The sequence below is a fragment of the Azospirillum sp. Sh1 genome (genome assembly GCF_008365135.1).
Lineage (GTDB): Bacteria > Pseudomonadota > Alphaproteobacteria > Azospirillales > Azospirillaceae > Azospirillum > Azospirillum oryzae.
Genome location: NZ_VTTK01000043.1, coordinates 1 through 18,445, shown reverse-complemented (window position 1 = coordinate 18,445; position 18,445 = coordinate 1). Strand labels below are relative to the sequence as shown.

19 protein-coding genes are annotated in these 18,445 nt (G+C 68.6%); 9 read left to right on the top strand and 10 right to left on the bottom strand.

All coding sequences use genetic code 11. The features are described 5' to 3' along the window. Positions 1 to 3: 3 nt before the first annotated feature. Both FZ029_RS28485 and FZ029_RS33235 read right to left on the bottom strand, forming a co-directional pair. On the bottom strand, positions 4 to 852 hold the full coding sequence (locus tag FZ029_RS28485) for a glucose 1-dehydrogenase (protein ID WP_149273115.1): 849 nt from the start codon (positions 850 to 852) through the stop codon (positions 4 to 6). A 151-nt stretch (positions 853 to 1,003) separates the two neighbouring features. Continuing rightward, positions 1,004 to 1,177 (bottom strand): hypothetical protein, encoded by a 174-nt coding sequence (locus FZ029_RS33235; protein ID WP_188052101.1) that lies wholly within the window; start codon positions 1,175 to 1,177, stop codon positions 1,004 to 1,006. A gap of 161 nt (positions 1,178 to 1,338) precedes the next feature. Between FZ029_RS33235 and FZ029_RS28480 the strand changes: the two genes are divergently transcribed. Both FZ029_RS28480 and FZ029_RS28475 read left to right on the top strand, forming a co-directional pair. After that, the gene (locus FZ029_RS28480) at positions 1,339 to 1,614 is read left to right on the top strand and encodes a hypothetical protein (protein ID WP_149273113.1); all 276 of its coding nucleotides are present in this window, start codon (positions 1,339 to 1,341) and stop codon (positions 1,612 to 1,614) included. Between the two features lie 333 nt (positions 1,615 to 1,947). Continuing rightward, a complete protein-coding gene (locus tag FZ029_RS28475) occupies positions 1,948 to 2,898 on the top strand; it encodes an MBL fold metallo-hydrolase (protein WP_149273111.1) in 951 nt (316 codons plus the stop codon). Positions 2,899 to 2,913: 15 nt separating this feature from the next. Here the strand turns inward: FZ029_RS28475 and tyrS are convergent, their stop codons facing one another. The 8 genes from tyrS to FZ029_RS28435 form a co-directional block, all read right to left on the bottom strand. After that, positions 2,914 to 4,161 carry a tyrosine--tRNA ligase gene (tyrS, locus tag FZ029_RS28470; RefSeq protein WP_149273110.1) on the bottom strand — a complete coding sequence of 416 codons (1,248 nt, stop codon included), beginning with the start codon at positions 4,159 to 4,161 and terminating at the stop codon, positions 2,914 to 2,916. Between the two features lie 207 nt (positions 4,162 to 4,368). Then, positions 4,369 to 5,028, bottom strand: a complete 660-nt coding sequence (locus FZ029_RS28465; RefSeq protein WP_149273108.1) for a DUF882 domain-containing protein — start codon at positions 5,026 to 5,028, stop codon at positions 4,369 to 4,371. Positions 5,029 to 5,159: 131 nt separating this feature from the next. After that, positions 5,160 to 6,014 (bottom strand): DNA repair protein RadC, encoded by an 855-nt coding sequence (gene radC / locus FZ029_RS28460; RefSeq protein WP_247892543.1) that lies wholly within the window; start codon positions 6,012 to 6,014, stop codon positions 5,160 to 5,162. A 180-nt stretch (positions 6,015 to 6,194) separates the two neighbouring features. Next, a complete protein-coding gene (locus tag FZ029_RS28455; protein ID WP_149273104.1) occupies positions 6,195 to 6,755 on the bottom strand; it encodes a cytochrome b in 561 nt (186 codons plus the stop codon). A 43-nt stretch (positions 6,756 to 6,798) separates the two neighbouring features. Then, on the bottom strand, positions 6,799 to 7,017 hold the full coding sequence (locus FZ029_RS28450; protein ID WP_149197623.1) for a hypothetical protein: 219 nt from the start codon (positions 7,015 to 7,017) through the stop codon (positions 6,799 to 6,801). A gap of 119 nt (positions 7,018 to 7,136) precedes the next feature. Further along, entirely contained in the window at positions 7,137 to 8,576 is a 1,440-nt protein-coding gene (locus FZ029_RS28445; protein WP_149273102.1) for an ATP-binding protein, read from the bottom strand. Further along, positions 8,573 to 9,289: a response regulator transcription factor gene (locus FZ029_RS28440; protein WP_149273100.1), complete on the bottom strand. Its 717-nt coding sequence runs from the start codon at positions 9,287 to 9,289 to the stop codon at positions 8,573 to 8,575. The genes FZ029_RS28445 and FZ029_RS28440 overlap by 4 nt, the downstream gene beginning before the upstream one ends. A gap of 254 nt (positions 9,290 to 9,543) precedes the next feature. Beyond that, positions 9,544 to 10,512, bottom strand: a complete 969-nt coding sequence (locus FZ029_RS28435) for a tripartite tricarboxylate transporter substrate binding protein (protein WP_149273099.1) — start codon at positions 10,510 to 10,512, stop codon at positions 9,544 to 9,546. 674 nt (positions 10,513 to 11,186) lie between these two features. Here FZ029_RS28435 and ykgO point away from each other — a divergent pair. The 7 genes from ykgO to FZ029_RS28400 all read left to right on the top strand — a co-directional run bounded on the left by ykgO (position 11,187) and on the right by FZ029_RS28400 (position 18,288). Further along, positions 11,187 to 11,312 carry a type B 50S ribosomal protein L36 gene (ykgO, locus tag FZ029_RS28430; protein ID WP_012973122.1) on the top strand — a complete coding sequence of 42 codons (126 nt, stop codon included), beginning with the start codon at positions 11,187 to 11,189 and terminating at the stop codon, positions 11,310 to 11,312. Positions 11,313 to 11,548: 236 nt separating this feature from the next. Beyond that, a complete protein-coding gene (locus FZ029_RS28425; RefSeq protein WP_149273097.1) occupies positions 11,549 to 13,036 on the top strand; it encodes an FAD-linked oxidase C-terminal domain-containing protein in 1,488 nt (495 codons plus the stop codon). A gap of 16 nt (positions 13,037 to 13,052) precedes the next feature. Next, positions 13,053 to 14,234 (top strand): glycolate oxidase subunit GlcE, encoded by a 1,182-nt coding sequence (gene glcE / locus FZ029_RS28420; RefSeq protein WP_149273095.1) that lies wholly within the window; start codon positions 13,053 to 13,055, stop codon positions 14,232 to 14,234. Positions 14,235 to 14,251: 17 nt separating this feature from the next. Next, entirely contained in the window at positions 14,252 to 15,577 is a 1,326-nt protein-coding gene (glcF, locus tag FZ029_RS28415; RefSeq protein ID WP_149273093.1) for a glycolate oxidase subunit GlcF, read from the top strand. A gap of 189 nt (positions 15,578 to 15,766) precedes the next feature. Continuing rightward, entirely contained in the window at positions 15,767 to 16,474 is a 708-nt protein-coding gene (gene pcsA / locus FZ029_RS28410; protein ID WP_149197616.1) for a phosphatidylcholine synthase, read from the top strand. Positions 16,475 to 16,567: 93 nt separating this feature from the next. After that, positions 16,568 to 17,545 (top strand): cation diffusion facilitator family transporter, encoded by a 978-nt coding sequence (locus FZ029_RS28405; protein ID WP_149273091.1) that lies wholly within the window; start codon positions 16,568 to 16,570, stop codon positions 17,543 to 17,545. Beyond that, positions 17,545 to 18,288 (top strand): DUF72 domain-containing protein, encoded by a 744-nt coding sequence (locus FZ029_RS28400; RefSeq protein WP_149273171.1) that lies wholly within the window; start codon positions 17,545 to 17,547, stop codon positions 18,286 to 18,288. The genes FZ029_RS28405 and FZ029_RS28400 overlap by 1 nt, the downstream gene beginning before the upstream one ends. The last annotated feature ends 157 nt before the right edge of the window (positions 18,289 to 18,445 follow it).

Here is an 18,445-nt window from a genome sequence, read left to right as displayed (position 1 = left end):
CGCTCAGCCTCCGGACTCGAAGCCGGGGTAGAGCGTCATGCCGCCGTCCACGAACAGCGTCGTGCCGGTGATGTAGTCGGCGGCGTCCGACGCCAGCCATGCCGCCGCCGCCGCGATGTCCTCCGGCTCGCCGATGCGCTTGTAGGGGATGAGCTTCAGGAGCGACGCGTAGGCTTCCGGCGTCTCCCAGGCCTCGCGGTTGATCGGCGTGCGGATGGCGCCGGGAGCGATGCCGACGACGCGGATGCGGTCGGCTGCCAACTCCTGTGCCAGGGTCTTCATCATCAGCATGACGCCGCCCTTCGAGGCCGCGTAGTTGACGTGCCCGGCCCAGGGGATGACCTCGTGCACCGAGCTGACGCAGACGATCTTGCCGAGCGCGCGCGAGACCTCCCGGCGTGGCCCGCGCCGCTTGAACTCGCGCACGGCTGCGCGGGCGCAGAGAAACTGGCCGGTGAGGTTCACGCCGATCACCCGGTTCCACTGCTCCAGCGTCATCGCCTCGACCGGCGCGTCCTGTTGCAGGCCGGCGTTGTTGACCAGGATATCCAGCGTGCCGAATGCGGTGATGGTGTGGGCGAACATCGCCTCGACCTCGTCCTCGCGCGAAACATCGGCCCTCACCGTGACGGCGCGCACGCCGAGGTCGCGGAATTCGGCCGCGGCGGCCTCGGCGGCGGCCTCCCCACGGGTATAGTTGAGCGCGACGTCGGCGCCGGCCTCCGCCAGGGCACGTGCTATTGCGCGTCCGATTCCCGAACTGGCCCCGGTCACCAAGGCCCGCTGACCGTACAGTGGACGCGCGTCTCCTTTCGCCGGCCCGTGCCCGGGCCGCCCGAAATCGCCTTCCATGACTGACCTCCTGTATGAACGGTGGCGCGCGGCCCGGATGTCACGGGGCGGTTCGCGCCGTCTTTCGCATCTCGGAGCCTAAGTGGCCCGGCATGCGGTTGTGAAATGCCCGGTGCCTTTGGTCTCCATAGCGGCCGGCTATGGCATGCGCTCAGGGCAGGAAGTTGACGACGGGCGCCACCGCCACGACGACGAGGATGAGGGTCGCGGCCCGCCGCTCGACCGGGGACCAGCGTGACCAGTCGCGCAGGAAGCTGCGCAGGGTCTGTCGCAGGCCGAGGGTATGCGTGGTGGACGGTTCGGTGCGTGCGTCGGCATCGCTCATGGCATCCTCCTTTGAATGACCGGCCCCTGGTTTGCCGGTGATCCGATGCCGTTCATGCTAGAGTTGGGCGGGCGGTCTTGTTAAATGGCAAGAATTCATCGCGTCGATGCCGGGTGGCTATGGTGCGGCAGCGATGTCCAGGCACGGCGGCTATCGTATCGATGGCATCAATCGATTTCACTCCGTCGTTCTTCCGGGCCTATCGTTCAGTCATATTCGCGCAAACATTTGTTTTGTCGTCTTCTGCGAAGAGCGTCCCGGTGCAGCTTGCGGAGACCAAGTACATCGCCCGGGCGGATTCGCTGTACGGCCTTCGTTCGGGGAAGAATGCCAGGGAGTTCCTTGACGTGGCGCGCAGCCGGCTGCGGCTGTCGATCATGCCCTGGGAGATACAGTTGACCTCAGGGATCAGGGACCAACGCCGCTCGCCGCACTGATCATCGGCATGTGCGAAGATCGGGGAGGCTTGCCCGTCGCCTGGCGAGCCTCTTTTCGGCATTTTCAGCAAGGAGATGTCGCTTCAGACCGAGATGGCTGGCAGCCGCAATTCTCGGTGGCTTCGCGCCCCCGCAACCAAATCAGCGAAAAGCCCGCCTCCATCCGAAGCGCGGGCATTTTGCTGTTCAGAAATCCTTCCTCCCCGACCGCGACGTCCGGCCGCAAACGCATTGCATGGTTTCAAGTGAAACGATATGGTTGGCCCAACCGATCAATGACGGCCGCGCCACCTCGAGGGTTGGGGGCGCCGGCCGCGCCTGTGGAGAAACCGGATGTCCAAGAACTTCGCTTCGCACGCCGACCTGGACGAGAAGACCGTCAGCTTCGACAAGCTGTCGGACAACGCCTACGCCTACACCGCGGAGGGCGATCCCAACACCGGCATCGTCATCGGCGACGATGCGGTGATGGTGATCGACACCCAGGCGACGCCGGTGATGGCGCAGGACGTCATCCGCCGCATCCGCGAGGTCACCGACAAGCCGATCCGCCATGTCGTGCTGTCGCATTACCATGCGGTGCGCGTTCTGGGCGCGTCGGGCTACGCGCCGGAGCAGATCATCGCCAGCGAGGACACCCGCGACCTGATCGTCGAGCGCGGCGAGGCCGACATGGCGAGCGAGATCGGCCGCTTCCCCCGCCTGTTCCGCGCCGTCGAATCGGTCCCCGGCCTCACTTGGCCGACCATCACCTTCCGCGGCCACATGACGATGTGGCTGGGGTCGCTGGAGGTGCAGTTGCTGCAACTCGGCCGTGGCCACAGCAAGGGCGACACCGTGGTGTGGCTGCCGCAGCAGAAAATCCTGTTCTCCGGCGACCTCGTCGAATATGGCGCCACCCCCTATTGCGGCGACGCCTATTTCACCAACTGGCCGGCGACGCTCGACGCTATCGCCGCGCTGAAGCCGGAGAAGCTGGTGCCCGGCCGCGGCGCCGCCCTGACCACGGCGGAGCAGGTGCAGGAGGGGCTGCGCGGCACCCGCGCCTTCACCAGCGAATTGTTCGAGCTGGTCAAGCAGGGGGTCGCGGCGGGGAAGGACCTGCGGGCGATCTACAAGGACACCTATGCCGCGCTGAAGCCGAAGTTCGGCCACTGGGTGATCTTCGACCATTGCATGCCGTTCAACGTCACCCGCGCCTATGACGAGGCGACCGGCCACGTCGATCCCCGCATCTGGACCGCCGAGCGCGACATGGAGATGTGGCGCCAGCTGGAGGGCTGACGCCACCGCTCCCGATCAGGCGGTAACGATCAGGCGGACATGGCGCTTGCGGCCGGCCGACAGCGTGGCCGGTGCGGTGAGCGTCGCCGCCACGTCCGTCACCGGCTGGCCGTCCAGGCGGGCGCCACCTTCACGGATCAGGCGTCTCGCCGCCCCTTTGGAGGCCGACAGGCCGGCTGCCACCAGCGCATCGACCAGCGGCACGCCGCCGGTCCCCTCTGTAAGCCGCAGCGTGACCTCCGGCAGACCGTCGCCGTCGGGGGCGAAGGGGCTGCCGGCGGCCGATGCCGCCCGTTCGGCTTCCGGAGATTCATGGCACAGGCGGGTGGCCTCCGTCGCCAGGATGATTTTCGCCTCGTTGATCTCGGCGCCTTCCAGCCGCTCCAGCCGGGCGATCTCGTCCAGCGGCAGTTCTGTGAACAGGCGCAGGAAGCGGCCGACATCGGCATCCTCGGTGTTGCGCCAGAACTGCCAGAAATCGAAGGGGCGCAGCGCATCCGCGTTCAACCACACCGCACCGCCGGCGGTCTTGCCCATCTTGGTGCCCGACGCGGTGGTCAGCAGCGGCGTGGTCAGGCCGAACAGCTCGCGCCGGTCGACCCGGCGGGCCAGCTCGATGCCGTTGACGATGTTGCCCCACTGGTCCGATCCGCCCATCTGCAACAGGCAGCCGTGACGGCGCGACAGCTCCAGGAAATCATAGGCCTGGAGGATCATGTAGTTGAATTCCAGGAAGGTCAGCGGCTGTTCGCGCTCCATCCGCTGGCGCACCGACTCGAAGCTCAGCATGCGGTTGATGGTGAAATGGCGGCCGACGTCGCGCAGGAACGGCACGTAATCCAGCCCGTCCAGCCAGTCGGCGTTGTCCACCATGATGGCGTCGGCGGCGCCGTCCCCGAAAGTCAGGTACTGGCCGAAGACGCCGCGCAGGCCGGCGGCATTGGCGGCGATCTGCGCGTCGTCCAGCATGGGGCGCATGGTGTCGCGGAAGCTGGGATCGCCGATCCGGGTGGTGCCGCCGCCGATCAGGACGATGGGGCGGTTGCCGGTGCGCTGAAGCCAGCGCAGCGCCATGATCGACAGCAGGTGCCCGACATGCAGGCTGGCCGCCGTGGCGTCGAAGCCGACATAGGCGGTCAACACCCCGTCCGGCGCCGTGGCGGCAAGGCCCGACAGGTCATCGGCCGGGTCGCTGCATTGGTGGAGGAAACCGCGCTCGCGCAGGATGCGCAGGAAGTCGGCGGCACTGGAGTTGGTCGGCATCAGGACGTCTCTACGGTTGGCCGGGCCGTCCGGAGACTGTCTCTATATGGGGAGAGAACCATGGCCGCCGGACTTGCGACGGCATGGTTTCGGGTATGACCGATCGACGCCGCGCTATGTGAGCGGCGGATAATACATCGGGGAGGTGAGGGCGATGCGGTCGGTCATGGCGCTTTCCCTACACCGGTATGCCGGTAAGGTCCAGTCTCACTTCCGTCCCAGCAGCTGGCGGCGGGCGAGCGCGCGGTGCAGTTGCATGCGCTGGGACACGGTGCGCAGGCGGGTGCTGCGGGCGCCGGGGGCGAACAGCCCGTCCAGGTTCTGTCCGAACATCTCCCAGCTGCGCAGCGGGCCGGTGTCGATGTGCAGGAAATGCGAGCGCGGATACCAGCCGACGCCGCCGCGCTTGAGGTCCAGCGCGCTGCGGTGCGCGTCGGGCAGTCCCGACGACAGGGTGACGTCCAGGGCGCGGCCCAGCAGATGCTGGCTGTGCTCCGCCACGCCCAGGCTGCGGGCGGCCAGCATCGCGTTGGTTTCCGGCGTGCGGAAGGCGGACAGAACGGTGGCCTTGGACTGGCCCACCGCCTCCAGGATGTCGGCCAGGAAGTCGAGCGTCCCGACGTCGACCGGTCCTTCCTTGTTGGCGCGGTGGTCGCGCAGGAACTTGGCGAGGTCGGCCATCGCGTCCGGCAGCGGACCGTCGGCGTCGCGATAGGGGCCGTCGAAGGTCTCGCCGGTGTTCTGGTTCCTCAGGCTGAGACGGCGCGGCGCGGCGGGGGCGGCCATCGCACGGTCGGAGATCAGAACCAGCGCTCCGCACCCGATCAACAGGCTGCGGCGCTTCAGGGAGAGGGGCGAGGAGGACATGCGGTCGGTCGATTCCTTCGGCGGGGCACCGTCAGGTCAACAAAATGGCGACCGATTCGCAAATGCAAAGTGGCGGCGCATGGCGCGGCTGCATGGGAAGCGGGAGAAGGGGAAGCGGGAGAGCCGGGCTTTCACAGCAGGCGTTGCGCCTTGAAGCTGGTGTGGCGACCGCCCTTGCCGATCACCAGATGGTCGTGGACGACGAGGCCGATGGCGTTGCCGGCGCGGACGATCTCCTTGGTCATCTCGATATCGGCGCGGCTGGGGGTGGGGTCGCCGGAGGGGTGGTTGTGGACCAGGATCACGGCGGCGGCCGACAGCTCCAGCGCCCGCTTCACCACCTCGCGCGGGTAGACGGGGGTGTGGTCGATGGTGCCGCGCTGCTGCACCTCGTCGGCGATCAGCTTGTTCTTGCGGTCGAGGAACAGCAAACGGAACTGTTCCGTCGGTTCATGCGCCATGGCGGCGGCGCAATAGTCGATCAGCGCCTGCCAGGAGGCGAGCACCGGCCGGTCGATCACCCGCTGCTGCAGGGCGCGCAGGGCCGCCGCCCCGACGATGCGCACGGTGGCGACGGCGTTGTCGGTGCCGAGCGACACGCCCTCCGCCTTCAGGCCGCGCAGCCGTTCGGGCGGGGCGTTGACCACCCCCCACAGGTCGCCGAAGGTCTGGATCAGCAGCTTGGCCAGCGGCTTCACGTCGCGCCGTGGACTGGCGGCGAACAGCACCATCTCCAGCAGCTCGTAATCCTCCAGCGCGTCGGCGCCGCGGTCGAGGAAGCGGCGGCGCAGGCGGTTGCGGTGGTCGAGATAATGGGGGTCGCCATCCTCCGCCCCGTCCTCCGTCCCGCCGTCCGGAGCGGGGAGCAGGGAGCCGGCGGTATCGGCGGCGGCATCGATCTGGGACGACAGCAGGTCCGGGAGGGGCAGGAGGCCGGCGGTCAGGCCGCCATCGTCCATCTGCGCGCCGCCGTCCCTGCCCGCCATTCCGCGGCTACTCCGGCCGCGTCCTCCCGAAGCTTGTCCTGCCGTCCTGCGTCCTGCCATCGGTCATCGCCATGCATATGTATGGGGACGACTATAGCGTCTGATCGCGCGAGCGCACAGGGGTCGCGCTCGCGCGGGTGGAGAAAGCCGTCGAGCGCCCCAGGCTCAGTCGGCCCTGGTTCAGTCGGCAAGGCCCGGCTGTTCGCTGCCCCGGCCGGGCAACATGCGGGCCAGGACGCCGTCGCGGCGGACGAAGTGGTGCCACAACGCCGCCGCCGCATGGACAGCGGCGAGCGCCAGGATCAGGTTGGCGCCAAGCTCGTGGATCTCCTTCACCGAGCGGCCGAGCGTGCGGTCGGCCTCGACCGGGGAGGGGATGGTGAACAGGCCGAAGAAGGACAGCGTGTCGCCGCGCAGCCAGGTCAGCACCACCCCGACCAGCGGGATGCCCAGCATCAGGAGATACAGCCCGAGATGGACGGCCTGGGAGGCGCCGCGTTCGACCGGCGTCATCTCCGGCGGCAAAGCGGGCGTGCCGCGGGTGAAGCGCAGCCTGATCCGCGCCAGCACCAGCCCCAGCAGCAACAGGCCGAAGGAGATGTGCAGCCACCAGATGGTGGCGCGCATCGGATGCCCGCGTTCATAGAAATCCTCGCCGAAGGTCAGCAGATAGACGCCGACGATCAGAAGGGCGATCAGCCAGTGCAGGGTTTTCTGGGTTGCGCTGTAGGTGTTGGGCATCGGACGGACTCCGGTGGAAAGGCGGCGTTGATCGCGTCGCCGTTCAAGCGGTGATGTTCAGGGTGCGGCCACGGTTGGGGTCGGCCGGCAGGCTGGGGGCGGAGCCACGCGACTCGGCAGCCTTGGCGGCGGCGCTCTCGGTCGTGTCGTTGTCCCGGTCGCCGTCGCTGTCGATCCCGGCGGGGGCCGGCATGGACGCCGGGCGGCTCTGCAGCGGCGACGGCATCGACGGCAGGGAGGCGGAGGACGTGGCGGACAGCATCGGCGGTCATCCTGGCAAGAGTGGTGGGGCAAGAGTGGTGGGTGCCGGCACCGGTCACGCCGGCGCGGCCCGAGGAGGGACATTCCCCACCGGTCTATCCTGCCAAGCTTACATGTGGCTTACGGGGCGCCGGAGACAGCGGGGATCGGGCGTCCTGCGTCGGTTCGCCGCTGCATAGGCGGAAAGTGCAGGGTGAAGCTGGCTCCGCCGCCGGGGGTGTCCCCGACCGAGACGCTGCCGCCATGCGCCGCCATCGTGCGGGCGACGATTGACAGGCCCAATCCGGCACCTTTGGAGCCTTCGGCGCGGTCGCGGCCGCCCTGCCAGAAGCGTTCGAAAACATGGGCGCGCATGTCCGGCGGAATGCCGGGGCCGCGGTCGATCACCCGCAGCACCGGCGCACCCGTGGCCGATACCGCCAGTTCCACGCTGACCGTGCTGCCGGCGGGAGCGTGGCAGACGGCGTTTTCCACCAGATTGCGCAGGGCGCGGAACAGCGGATCATGGGCGCCGCGCACCGGCAGCGGCCGGTCGTCGCCGACCACCTCGATCAGGCGCCCCTGCCCGAGCGCCAGCGGGGCGAGGTGGGCCGAGACCTCCACCGCCAGCCGGGCCAGATCGACCGTCTCGTCGGGGGCGATGCGCAGGGCGTCCAGCCGGGCCAGGTCGAGCAGCTGGTCCACCAGCCGGGCCATGCCGGCGACATCCTCGCGAATCGGGGCGCCGGGTGTGCTGATCAGCGCCAGATGGGCGTCCAGCACCGCCAGCGGCGTGCGCAGCTCGTGCGCGGCGTCGGCGATGAAGCCGCGCTGCGCCTCGTATCCGGCCTCCAGCCGGTCCAGCGCCTGGTTGACGGCGCGGACCAGCGGCAGGACCTCGCGCGGCATGTCCTGTTCCGGCAGTCGTTCCGATACGCTGTCCGGTCCAATCTCGGCGGCACGGGCCGAGGCGCGGCGCAGGGGGCGCAGGCCGCGATGGATGATGACGAGGTTGACCAGGATCAGCACCAGGGCGAAGGGCAGCCAGATCCAGCCGAAATGCTCGACGAACTCCTCCAGCAGCCATTCGATGTGCAGTTCCTCCTCGCCGGAGGCCACCTGGATCCAGTAGGGCTGGCCGCCGACGGTGATGCGGTGGCTGAGCCCGTAGAGCGGCGGTTCTCCATTCTGCGCCGGCACGCGGAAGACGTTGTGCGGCTGGTCGGTGGCGTTGGGGTCGAGCGGGCCGTCCACCCCGTCGGAGCCGAGCAGCAGCCGGCCGTCCCCGTCGACCACGGCGAAGGAGGCGGCATTCACCCGCAGCATCGCCCGGACCGACTCGGGCAGGTCGGTGTTCAGCCGGCCATCCTTATTCTGGTCGTCGGGGCCGCGGACCGCCTTCTCGATCACGCGGGCGACGCCGGACAGGGTCCGCTGGCGCATGCGGTCGTGGGTGCCCTTGAATTCGACATAGAGCAGCAGCGCCGTGGTGGCGACAGCCAGCAGCGTGACCAGCACCAGCCAGCGGGCAATGGCCGCCAGCAGGGACGGCGGGCGGCCTGCCTTCGCGCCGCCGCTCATTTCCCGGTCTCCCCGCCCCCGTTCTGCCCATCGGCCTCCGCCGGGGTATCGGTCAGGATATAGCCGATGCCGCGCAGGGTCTGGACGCCGGCCGTCGCACCGGCGGCCTGCAGCCGCTTGCGCAGCCGGTGGATCAGCACCTCGACCGCGTTCGACCCGACCTCGTCGCCGAAGCCGTAGAGGCCGTTTTCCAGCGCCGCCTTCGACACCACCCGGCCGGCGCGGCGCAGCAGCAGCTCCAGCGCGTCCAGCTCGCGCCGGCTGAGGTCCAGCGGCCGGCCGGCGACGGTCGCCAGCCGGGCGGCCGAATCGAAGGCGACATTGCCCTGCTGCAGCACCATGCCCAGCGCCGCCCCCGGCCGGCGCAGCAGGGCGCGGATGCGGGCCACCAGCTCCTCCAGCGCGAAGGGCTTCAGCAGATAGTCGTCGGCACCCAGGTTCAGGCCCCTGACCCGGTCGTCCACCCCATCGCGGGCGGTCAGGATCAGCACGGGGGTGGTGTCGGCCCGCGCCCGCAGCGCCGACAGCAGGGTCAACCCGTCGGCATCGGGCAGGCCGAGGTCGAGCAGGACCGCGTCGAAACTGGCGACCGCCAGGGCGGCCGACGCATCCTCCGCGCTATGGACGAGGTCGACGGCGAATCCGGCCTTGCGCAGCCCCTCGGCGGTCAGGGACGCCAGCCGGCGGTTGTCTTCGATCAGCAGCAGCCGCAAGGGGAGGTTCCGGAGCCGTGGGCGGGGTGCGGTGGCCGCGACTCTCCGCCTTTTGCCCGGCGACTGCAAGCGAGGCGGGATGGGGGCAGGGCGGGTTCAGATTTTGCGAGTCGAGGCTGTTATCGGCCGTCATCCCCGCGAAGGCGGGGAACCAGGCGGCTCCGTGCCTAAGATTCTGAATTGGCTGGATTTCCGCCTTCGCGGGAATGACGGCCGAGAGACGTCAGCGGGACTCGATACAAGCTCATAAACTCTCACCTCAGCCAGGGTGCGGTGGCCCACAGTTCGCGCAGGGCCTTGGTCGATCTGGTCAGTTCGGCGGCGTACTGGTCGGGAGGCAGCAGGCGAAGCTGCTGATACAGATCCTTCATTCTGGCCTGGAAGTCCGGATCCTTGGCTGCGCCGGCCAGCGCATCGATCAGCTTTGCCCGCACGTCGGGCGGCAGGCCCCGCGGGGCGGCGATGCCGCGCAGCGACGACATCAGCGTGGGGAAGCCCTGCTCCGCGAAGGTGGGAATGTCCGGCACCTGCTCCTGCCGCCGCTCGGTCATCACGCCCAGGATGCGGATACGGTCCTTCTTCTTGTACTCCATCGCCTCGCCGACATTCACGGCGCTCAGCATGATCTTCTTGTTGGCCAGTGCCACCTCGTTGGCGGCGGAGCCCTGGAAGGGCACATGGGTGAAGGTCACGCCGGCCTGACGCTGGAACATCAGCATCGCGAGATGGTCGTCGGACCCGATGCCGGTGGTGCCGACCGTCACGCTGTCGGGGTTGTGCCTGGCGAAGGCGGCGACGTCGGCCAGCGAGCGGAACGGGCTGTCCTGATGGACGGCGAAGGCGCCGGGATCGTCCACCAGATTGTAGAGCGGGTCGAGCCGGTCCAGCGAATAGCGGGCCTGGCGTTCGATCGGGATGGCGTTGACGTTGGGCGAGTTGATGGCGCCGATGGTGTAGCCGTCGGGAGCAGCGTCGGCGATGGCGGCGAAACCGATCTCGCCGCCGGCGCCGGGCTTGTTCACCACCTCGATCCGGGCGCCGTTGCCCAGATGCCGTTCGAGAAAGGGCACCAGCGCACGGACCAGCAGGTCGGTGCCGCCGCCCGTGCCGAATGCGACGATCATCGTGACCGGCCTCTCCGGATAGGCCGCCCGGGCATGCGTCGCCGACAGGAACAGAGCGCCGGCCACGGATGCCAGGGTCAGAGCTTTCCAGAACGTCATGGTCCCCCCTTCGACGATGCGCTGCGCAGGCGGGCCGGAGGCGGCTTACCGGGCGGCAAGGAGCGGCATCCGGGCCGATTCGGCACAAAACCGCAGCCATTCCGGCGGGTTCGCTGTAATCGCGCATGGCGACCGTCCGGCTGCCGCGGAATATCTGGGATTGTTCCTAATTCAGCAAGAACAATCCTTCAATGCTGAAGCATATGGTTTCGCATCATCGCGTCAATACACCGCAGAAGTTCGGGTATGATTGATGACAGGGACGGGATCGCCCAAATATGTACTGTAGATATGTCGCGCAAGTCAGAAGACTTTGCTTTGCCGATCCTGGCGACGGGAAGTCCAGAATCGTCGGCGGACAGTCGTCTTCCACCGCCCAGCCGCCGACGACCCTTAACGCAGAGTTGCAGGCACCCGATATGCTTTGGCGCCTTGCGGCCGGGGTTTTTCCCTTTATTCGAGAGGGCGATGAAATCTTTATCGGCCTGTGATGTGCGGCGCATTCATCGGTACTCGCGGCTGTCGCGACGGATGGGCGGGCGGCGGCGGAATGGGCGGCGGCAGGCCGATGAAAGAGACGGCATTTCGGGCCGTTCCCGAGCGTTGACAGTTGGTGGGCACCGCACTATGGTGCGCGCCTTCAATCGAGCCGCCGAGCGTTCAGGAACAGCATCATGAAAATCGTCAACTCCCTGAAGTCGATGAAGACGCGCCATAAGGCCTGCCGCGTGATCCGCCGCAAGGGCCGCGTCTACGTCATTAACAAGCAGAACCCCCGCTTCAAGGCCCGCCAGGGCTGATCGATCCGCAAGGGTCGATCGACTGCGAGGCCGGGCATCGCGCCCAGCCTCTCCGTCATCGGGTGTTTACGCAAGAGCCGCGCCTTCGGGTGCGGCTCTTGCGTTTTGGGCCTCCGGAATCGGGGCATCGGAATCGGGCCCTCCGGAATCGGGAACGCCATCGTCTTGTATTAGGATCGCGGCGGATGGTACGTGTGGCGGACGAGTTCGCCGCAACGGGATAAGGACCGCCCGCCATGAAGATGCCGGTGCCGGACAGCGGGATCATCGCCCGCCGCCGGGAGATCGTGGAGGCGCTGCGCGCCATCGTTCCCGGCGAAGGCGTGATCGTCGACGAGAACGAACTGCGCGCCTATGAATGCGACGGCCTGACCGCCTTTCGCCAGCTGCCGATGGTCGCCGTTCTGCCCAGCACGGTGGAGCAGGTGTCGCAGGTCCTGAAGGCCTGCAAGGCGATGGGGGTGAAGGTGGTGCCGCGCGGCGCCGGCACCTCGCTGTCCGGCGGCGCCCTGCCGCTGGCCGACGGCGTGCTGCTGGGGATGGGCAAGTTCAAGCGCATCCTCGACATCGACTATGCCAACCGCTGCGTCACCGTGCAGCCGGGGGTGACCAATCTCGGCATCTCCAACGCGGTCGCGCACGAGGGCTTCTATTATGCCCCCGATCCGTCCAGCCAGATCGCCTGCACCATCGGCGGCAACATCGCCGAGAATTCCGGCGGCGTTCACTGCCTGAAATACGGGCTGACCACCAACAATGTGCTGGGACTGGAGATGGTGCTGATCGACGGCACCATCATCCGGCTGGGCGGCAAGCATCTGGACGCCGGCGGCTATGACCTGATGGGAATCATCACCGGGTCGGAAGGGCTGCTGGGCGTGGTGACCGAGGTCACGGTGCGCATCCTGAAGAAGCCGGCGACCGCCCGCGCGGTTCTGCTGGGCTTCCCGACCAGCGAGCAGGGCGGCGACTGCGTGGCCGCCATCATCGCCGCCGGCATCATCCCCGGCGGCATGGAGATGATGGACCGCCCCGCCATCCACGCGGCGGAGGCCTTCGTCCATGCCGGCTATCCGCTGGATGTCGAGGCGCTGCTGATCGTCGAGCTGGACGGCCCGGCGGCGGAGGTCGACCACCTGATCGACCGGGTGGAGGCCATCGCCCGCGACAAGGGCGCCTGCTACGCCCGCGTGTCCAAGAGCGAGGAGGAGCGGCTGGCCTTCTGGGCCGGGCGCAAGGCGGCCTTCCCGGCGGTGGGGCGGATCAGCCCCGATTACTACTGCATGGACGGCACCATCCCGCGCAAGGCGCTGCCGCTGGTGCTGCAACGGATGCAGGAGATGTCGGACCGCTGCGGCCTGCGCGTCGCCAACGTCTTTCATGCCGGCGACGGCAACCTGCACCCGCTGATCCTCTACGATGCCAACAAGCCGGGCGAGTTGGAGGCGGCGGAGGAGTTCGGCAACGACATCCTGCGCCTGTGCGTCGAGGTCGGCGGCGTGCTGACCGGCGAGCATGGCGTGGGCGTCGAGAAGCGCGACCTGATGACCGACCAGTTCGACGAGGCCGATCTGCAGCAGCAACAGCGGCTGAAATGCGCCTTCGACCCCGACGGCCTGCTGAACCCCGGCAAGGTCTTCCCCACGCTGCACCGCTGTGCCGAGCTTGGCCGGCTGCATGTCCATCAGGGGGAGCTGCGCTTCCCCGACATTCCGCGCTTCTGAGGGGCCGCTGTTCGCCATGACCATCACCACCTTGAAGCCGGAAACCGCCGCGCAGGTGACCGACGCGGTGCGCTGGGCGCTGTCGGCCGGCGAACCGCTGGAGATCCTCGGCATCGGCAGCCGCCGCGGACTGGGCCGCCCGGTGCAGGCCGGCCACGCGCTCGACCTGTCCGGCCTGTCGGGCGTCATCGCCTATGAGCCGGAGGAACTGGTGCTGACCGCGCTGGCCGGCACGCCGATGGACCTGATCCGCGCCATGCTGGCCGACCGTGGGCAGCATCTGGCCTTCGAGCCTCCCGAAGGAGGAACCTTGGGCGGGCTGGTCGCCAGCGGGCTTGCCGGGCCTCGCCGCATCTCCGCCGGATCGGCCCGCGACCACACGCTGGGCATCGCCGGGGTCAGTGGCCGGGCCGAGGCCTACAAGGGTGGCGGCAAGGTGGTGAAGAACGTCACCGGCTATGACGTCCCGAAGCTGATGGCGGGCTCCTTCGGCACGCTGACCGCGCTGACCGAGATCACGGTGAAGGTTCTGCCGGCGCCGGAGGATACCGCGACTCTGCTGCTGTTCGGGCTGGATGACGCGGCGGCGGTGGCAATGCTCGACCGCGCGCTGCGCAGCCCCTACGAGGTGTCGGGCGCCGCCCATCTGCCGGCGGGGACCGCCGCGCGGTCGGGGGTGGCCGACGTGGCGGGAGCGGGCGGGGCGGTGACGCTGGTGCGTCTGGAGGGCTTCGGCCCGTCGGTCGCAGCGCGCGTCACCATGCTGCGCGAGGAGTTGCGGGCCGACGCCGTGCTGGGCCGCGACGAGTCGCTGGCGCTTTGGCGCGAGGTGAGGGATGGGGCGGGGTTGGGGGAGGGCGCCGGTGGCGACACCCACCTCTGGAAACTCTCCGTTCCCCCCTCCACCGGCCCCTCCACCGTCGAGACCATCCGCCGGACTCTCGACGTCGAGGTCTTCTATGATTGGGGCGGCGGGCTGGTCTGGCTGACCGCACCGCCCGACTCGGCGGCAACCATCCGCGCCGCTCTCTCCGCCGGCGGCCATGCCACGCTGGTGCGGGCGCCGGAGGCGGTGCGCGCCGCAACCGATGTGTTCCAGCCCTTGCCCGACCCGCTGATGGCGCTCAGCCGCCGGGTCAAGGAGAGCTTCGACCCCAAGGGCATCCTCAACCCCGGCCGCATGTATGCGGGGCTGTAACGGGAAGACCGATCTCGATGCAAACGAACTTCTCGCTGGCCCAGCTGGCCGATGCCGCGATCCGCGAATCGGACCAGATCCTGCGCAAATGCGTGCATTGCGGCTTCTGCACGGCGACCTGTCCGACCTACACCATCCTGGGTGACGAGCTGGACAGCCCGCGCGGCCGCATTTACCAGATCAAGGACATGCTGGAGAAGGGCGGCCCGCCGCCCGACACCACGGTCAAGCACATCGACCGCTGCCTGTCCTGCCTGTCCTGCATGACGACCTGCCCGTCGGGCGTCCATTACATGCATCTGGTCGATCACGCCCGCGCCCATATCGAGGCGACGCACAGCCGCCCGCCGGCCGACCGTGCGGTGCGCGACCTGCTGGCGCGGGTGCTGCCGAATCCTCGGCTCTTCCGGATGGCCCTGTTGGGCGCCTCGCTCGGCAGGCCGTTCCGCGTCATGCTGCCGAAACGGCTGTCCGCCATGCTGTCGCTGACCCCGGCCAGCGTCCCGGCGCCGAGCTACAGCGACCGGCCGGGCGTCCATCCGGCGGAAGGGCCGCGCAAGAAGCGCGTGGCGCTGCTGATCGGCTGCGCCCAGCAGGTGCTGGCGCCGCAGATCAACGAGGCGACCATCCGCCTGCTGACCCGCCACGGGGTCGAGGTGGTGGTGTCCAAGGGCGCCGACTGCTGCGGCGCCTTGACGCACCACATGGGCAAGGAGGACCTCGCCCACGCCGCCGCGAAGAAAACCATCGACGCCTGGACGAAGGAGATCGACGGCGAAGGGCTCGATGCCATCGTCATCAACGCGTCCGGCTGCGGCACCAGCGTCAAGGACTACGGCCACATGTTCCGCGAGGACTCCGCCTATGCCGCCAAGGCGGCGCGGGTGGCGTCGCTGGCTCGGGATGTCACCGAACTGATGGACGAGATCGGGCTGGCGCGCCCGGTGGTGGAGACGGGACAGGCGGTCGCCTACCATTCCGCCTGTTCGATGCAGCACGGCCAGCGCATCAAGGAGCCGCCGCGGGCCCTGCTGCGCGCCGCCGGATTCCTGGTGAAGGAGATTCCCGACGCCCATCTCTGCTGCGGGTCGGCCGGCACCTACAACATGCTGCAGCCCGAACTGGCGGGGGAGCTGCGCGACCGCAAGATCGCCGCCATCGAAAGCACGCAGGCCCAGGCGGTGGCGGCCGGCAATCTCGGCTGCATCACCCAGATCGCATCGGGCACCGGCCTGCCGGTGGTCCATACGGTGGAATTGCTGGACTGGGCGACCGGCGGCCCGATGCCCGACGCGCTGGCCGGCCGCGCCGCCTTCCGGCAGGGCGGGGCGCGGGCGGCCTGACCGGCGGGGCAAGGGGCGAGGCAGGGGAGGCGGTGGCGTAGGCGGTGCCGGGGGGTTCCGTACCCCCACAATTCTGTGTTTATCTGCGTTCATCTGTGTCAGAAAATCCGCCCGCTTCTCCGCCCATCCTCCCAGCCCCGCCCCGTTCAGGTCATCACCTTGTCCTTGCCACCCACGGAAAACGTCCCGATGAGCGCCGCCTACGGAATCACCCAACGCCTGTCGGCCTGGGGCGTTCACATCTTCACGGCCAGCGGCGCCGTGCTGGGATTGCTCGGTCTGCTGGCGGCAGCGGCGGGCGACGCCAAGCTGTGCCTGATGTGGCTGGGCATCGCGCTGGTCGTCGATGGGGTCGATGGCACGCTGGCCCGCCGGGTCTCGGTCAAGCAGGTGCTGCCGGGCATCGACGGGTCGGCGCTGGACCTCGTCATCGACTACCTGACCTATGTCGTGGTGCCGGCGGTGTTCATGCACCGCTTCGGGCTGCTGCCGGAAGGGCTGATCAGCATCGCGCTGGCCGCCTGGATCCTGCTGACCGCGCTCTATTGCTTCGCCAATGTCGGGATGAAGAGCGGCGACAATTATTTCGTCGGCTTCCCGGCGATCTGGAACGTGGTGGCGCTCTATTTCTGGCTGCTCGACCTCAGCCCCTGGTTCAACGCGGCGGTGGTGGTGGTGCTGGGGCTGCTGACCTTCACCACGGTCAAGTTCCTGCATCCCTTCCGCGTCAAGGCGCTGATGCCGCTGAACATCGCGGTCACCACGGTCTGGCTGCTCTGCTGCATCGCGCTGGTGGTGATATGGCCGGCGCGACCGGGCTGGCTGTTCGGCCTGTGGCTGGCGACCTCGGTCTATTACGCCGCGGTCTGCGCCTGGCGGACTCTGCGCGGTCCCTGACGAAGGCCTAAAGGGAGTCGCGGGGGAACCGGGACGGCCGGCGGACGTTGCACTTGCGCAGTCCGGCATCCGATCCAGCGAAGGGTTCCCGTTTTGGCCGAAGGCTCCACCAAGGTCGTGCTCGCAGCGCTCGGCGGCAACCTGATGATCGCGCTGACCAAGTTCGTCGCCAGCGCGATGACCGGCAGCGCCGCCATGTTCAGCGAGGCGATCCATTCCGCCGTCGACAGCGGCAACCAGCTTCTGCTGCTCTACGGCATCCGCCGCGCCCGCCGTCCGCCGACGCCGCAGCATCCCTTCGGCCATGGGCGCGAGGTGTATTTCTGGTCCTTCGTGGTCGCCGTGCTGCTGTTCGGCATCGGCGCCGGCCTGTCCGTCTATGACGGCTGGCACGCCCTGTCCAGCCCGGAGCCGGTGGAAAGCCCCTGGGTGAATTTCGCCGTGCTGGGCTTCGCCGTGCTGTTCGAAGGCATTTCCTGGTTCGTCGCGCTGCGCGAATTCCGCCGCACCCAGAACGGCGTCGGCATCCTGTCGGCGCTCCACCGGTCGAAGAACCCGTCGGTCTTCGTCGTGCTGCTGGAGGACACCGCGGCGCTGGTCGGCCTGTTGATTGCCGGCATCGGCCTGTATCTGGGCGAAGTGACCGGCGATCCCATCTACGACGCCTATGCGTCCATCGCCATCGGCGTCGTGCTGGCCATCGTCGCCGCGCTGCTGGCCTACGAGTCGAAAGGGCTGCTGATCGGCGAGTCGGCCGACAGCCGCATCGTCGACGGCATCCGCCGCATCGTCGGCGAGGAGGCGCGGGTGAAGCGCCCGCTCGACGTGCTGACCATGCATATGGGGCCGGACGACGTGCTGCTGAACCTGTCGGTGGAGTTCCAGGACAGCCTGAACGCCCGCGAGGTCGAGGACGCCGTCTGCACCCTGGAAAGCCGCATCCGCAAGCAATACCCGATCATCCGCCGCATCTTCGTGGAGGCCGAGTCGCTGCGCGCCCGCCGCGGCCGTCAGGAGAGTGACGGAACCGCCCCGGTGGTCCAGGGGGGGCAGGGGCTTCCCGCCGAGTGATGGCGACGGCGCACCCGATCCGCATCGGCACCGCCGGCTGGAGCATCCCCAAGCTCTCGGCCCCGGCATTCCCGGTCGAGGGCACACATCTGGAACGCACCGCCCGCGTCATGCCGATGACGGAGGTGAACAGCAGCTTCTACCGCCCGCACAAGCCGGAGACCTGGGCGCGCTGGGCGGCCTCCACCCCGCTCGGCTTCCGTTTCGCGGTGAAGCTGCCCAAGGCGATCAGCCACGAGGCCCGTCTCGTCGGCGCGGAGGCGGCGCTGGACCGCTTCCTGGCGGAGGCGGGAATGCTGGGCGACCGTTTCGGTCCGCTTCTGGTGCAGCTGCCCCCCAGCCTGCGGTTCGACCGTGGGATAGCGGAGGATTTCTTCGCGTTGCTGCGCGCCCGCTTCGACGGCGACGTGGTGTGCGAACCGCGCCACGCCTCCTGGTTCACCGACGCGGCCGAAGCTTTGCTGGTCGCCCACCGGGTCGCCCGCGTCGCCGCCGATCCCGCCCCGGTGGCGGGCGCCGGCGAGCCGGGCGGCTGGGAGGGCTTGCGCTATTGGCGGCTGCACGGGTCGCCGGTGATCTACCGCTCCGCCTACGAACCGGCGGTGCTGGACGCGCTGGCCGGGAGGTTGTCGGCGGAGGCGGCGCTGCGGCCGGTCTGGTGCGTCTTCGACAACACCGCCGACTTCCACGCCGTCGACGACGCGCTGGCGACGATGGCGCGGCTGGCGGCACACTCCCCCTGAGCTCCCAAGAGTTTATGGACTTTTATCGGCCGTCATTCCCGCCTTCGCGCACTGCTGTCCGGGATTTTTGAATGGATTGGAGCTGCACGGCAGACACAGCCAGTGTTTTGGCCCAAAATCGCAGTCGCCAAACATAGATTTTGAGGTCTGCCGTGCC

What these genes read in the sequence shown, in the direction of transcription:
- FZ029_RS28485 (WP_149273115.1), bottom strand. Translation starts at nt 852, where the DNA reads ATGGAAGGCGATTTCGGGCGGCCCGGGCACGGGCCGGCGAAAGGAGAC.
- FZ029_RS33235 (WP_188052101.1), bottom strand. Translation starts at nt 1,177, where the DNA reads ATGAGCGATGCCGACGCACGCACCGAACCGTCCACCACGCATACCCTC.
- FZ029_RS28480 (WP_149273113.1), top strand. Translation starts at nt 1,339, where the DNA reads ATGGCATCAATCGATTTCACTCCGTCGTTCTTCCGGGCCTATCGTTCA.
- FZ029_RS28475 (WP_149273111.1), top strand. Translation starts at nt 1,948, where the DNA reads ATGTCCAAGAACTTCGCTTCGCACGCCGACCTGGACGAGAAGACCGTC.
- tyrS (WP_149273110.1), bottom strand. Translation starts at nt 4,161, where the DNA reads ATGCCGACCAACTCCAGTGCCGCCGACTTCCTGCGCATCCTGCGCGAG.
- FZ029_RS28465 (WP_149273108.1), bottom strand. Translation starts at nt 5,028, where the DNA reads ATGTCCTCCTCGCCCCTCTCCCTGAAGCGCCGCAGCCTGTTGATCGGG.
- radC (WP_247892543.1), bottom strand. Translation starts at nt 6,014, where the DNA reads ATGGCGGGCAGGGACGGCGGCGCGCAGATGGACGATGGCGGCCTGACC.
- FZ029_RS28455 (WP_149273104.1), bottom strand. Translation starts at nt 6,755, where the DNA reads ATGCCCAACACCTACAGCGCAACCCAGAAAACCCTGCACTGGCTGATC.
- FZ029_RS28450 (WP_149197623.1), bottom strand. Translation starts at nt 7,017, where the DNA reads ATGCTGTCCGCCACGTCCTCCGCCTCCCTGCCGTCGATGCCGTCGCCG.
- FZ029_RS28445 (WP_149273102.1), bottom strand. Translation starts at nt 8,576, where the DNA reads ATGAGCGGCGGCGCGAAGGCAGGCCGCCCGCCGTCCCTGCTGGCGGCC.
- FZ029_RS28435 (WP_149273099.1), bottom strand. Translation starts at nt 10,512, where the DNA reads ATGACGTTCTGGAAAGCTCTGACCCTGGCATCCGTGGCCGGCGCTCTG.
- ykgO (WP_012973122.1), top strand. Translation starts at nt 11,187, where the DNA reads ATGAAAATCGTCAACTCCCTGAAGTCGATGAAGACGCGCCATAAGGCC.
- FZ029_RS28425 (WP_149273097.1), top strand. Translation starts at nt 11,549, where the DNA reads ATGAAGATGCCGGTGCCGGACAGCGGGATCATCGCCCGCCGCCGGGAG.
- glcE (WP_149273095.1), top strand. Translation starts at nt 13,053, where the DNA reads ATGACCATCACCACCTTGAAGCCGGAAACCGCCGCGCAGGTGACCGAC.
- glcF (WP_149273093.1), top strand. Translation starts at nt 14,252, where the DNA reads ATGCAAACGAACTTCTCGCTGGCCCAGCTGGCCGATGCCGCGATCCGC.
- pcsA (WP_149197616.1), top strand. Translation starts at nt 15,767, where the DNA reads ATGAGCGCCGCCTACGGAATCACCCAACGCCTGTCGGCCTGGGGCGTT.
- FZ029_RS28400 (WP_149273171.1), top strand. Translation starts at nt 17,545, where the DNA reads ATGGCGACGGCGCACCCGATCCGCATCGGCACCGCCGGCTGGAGCATC.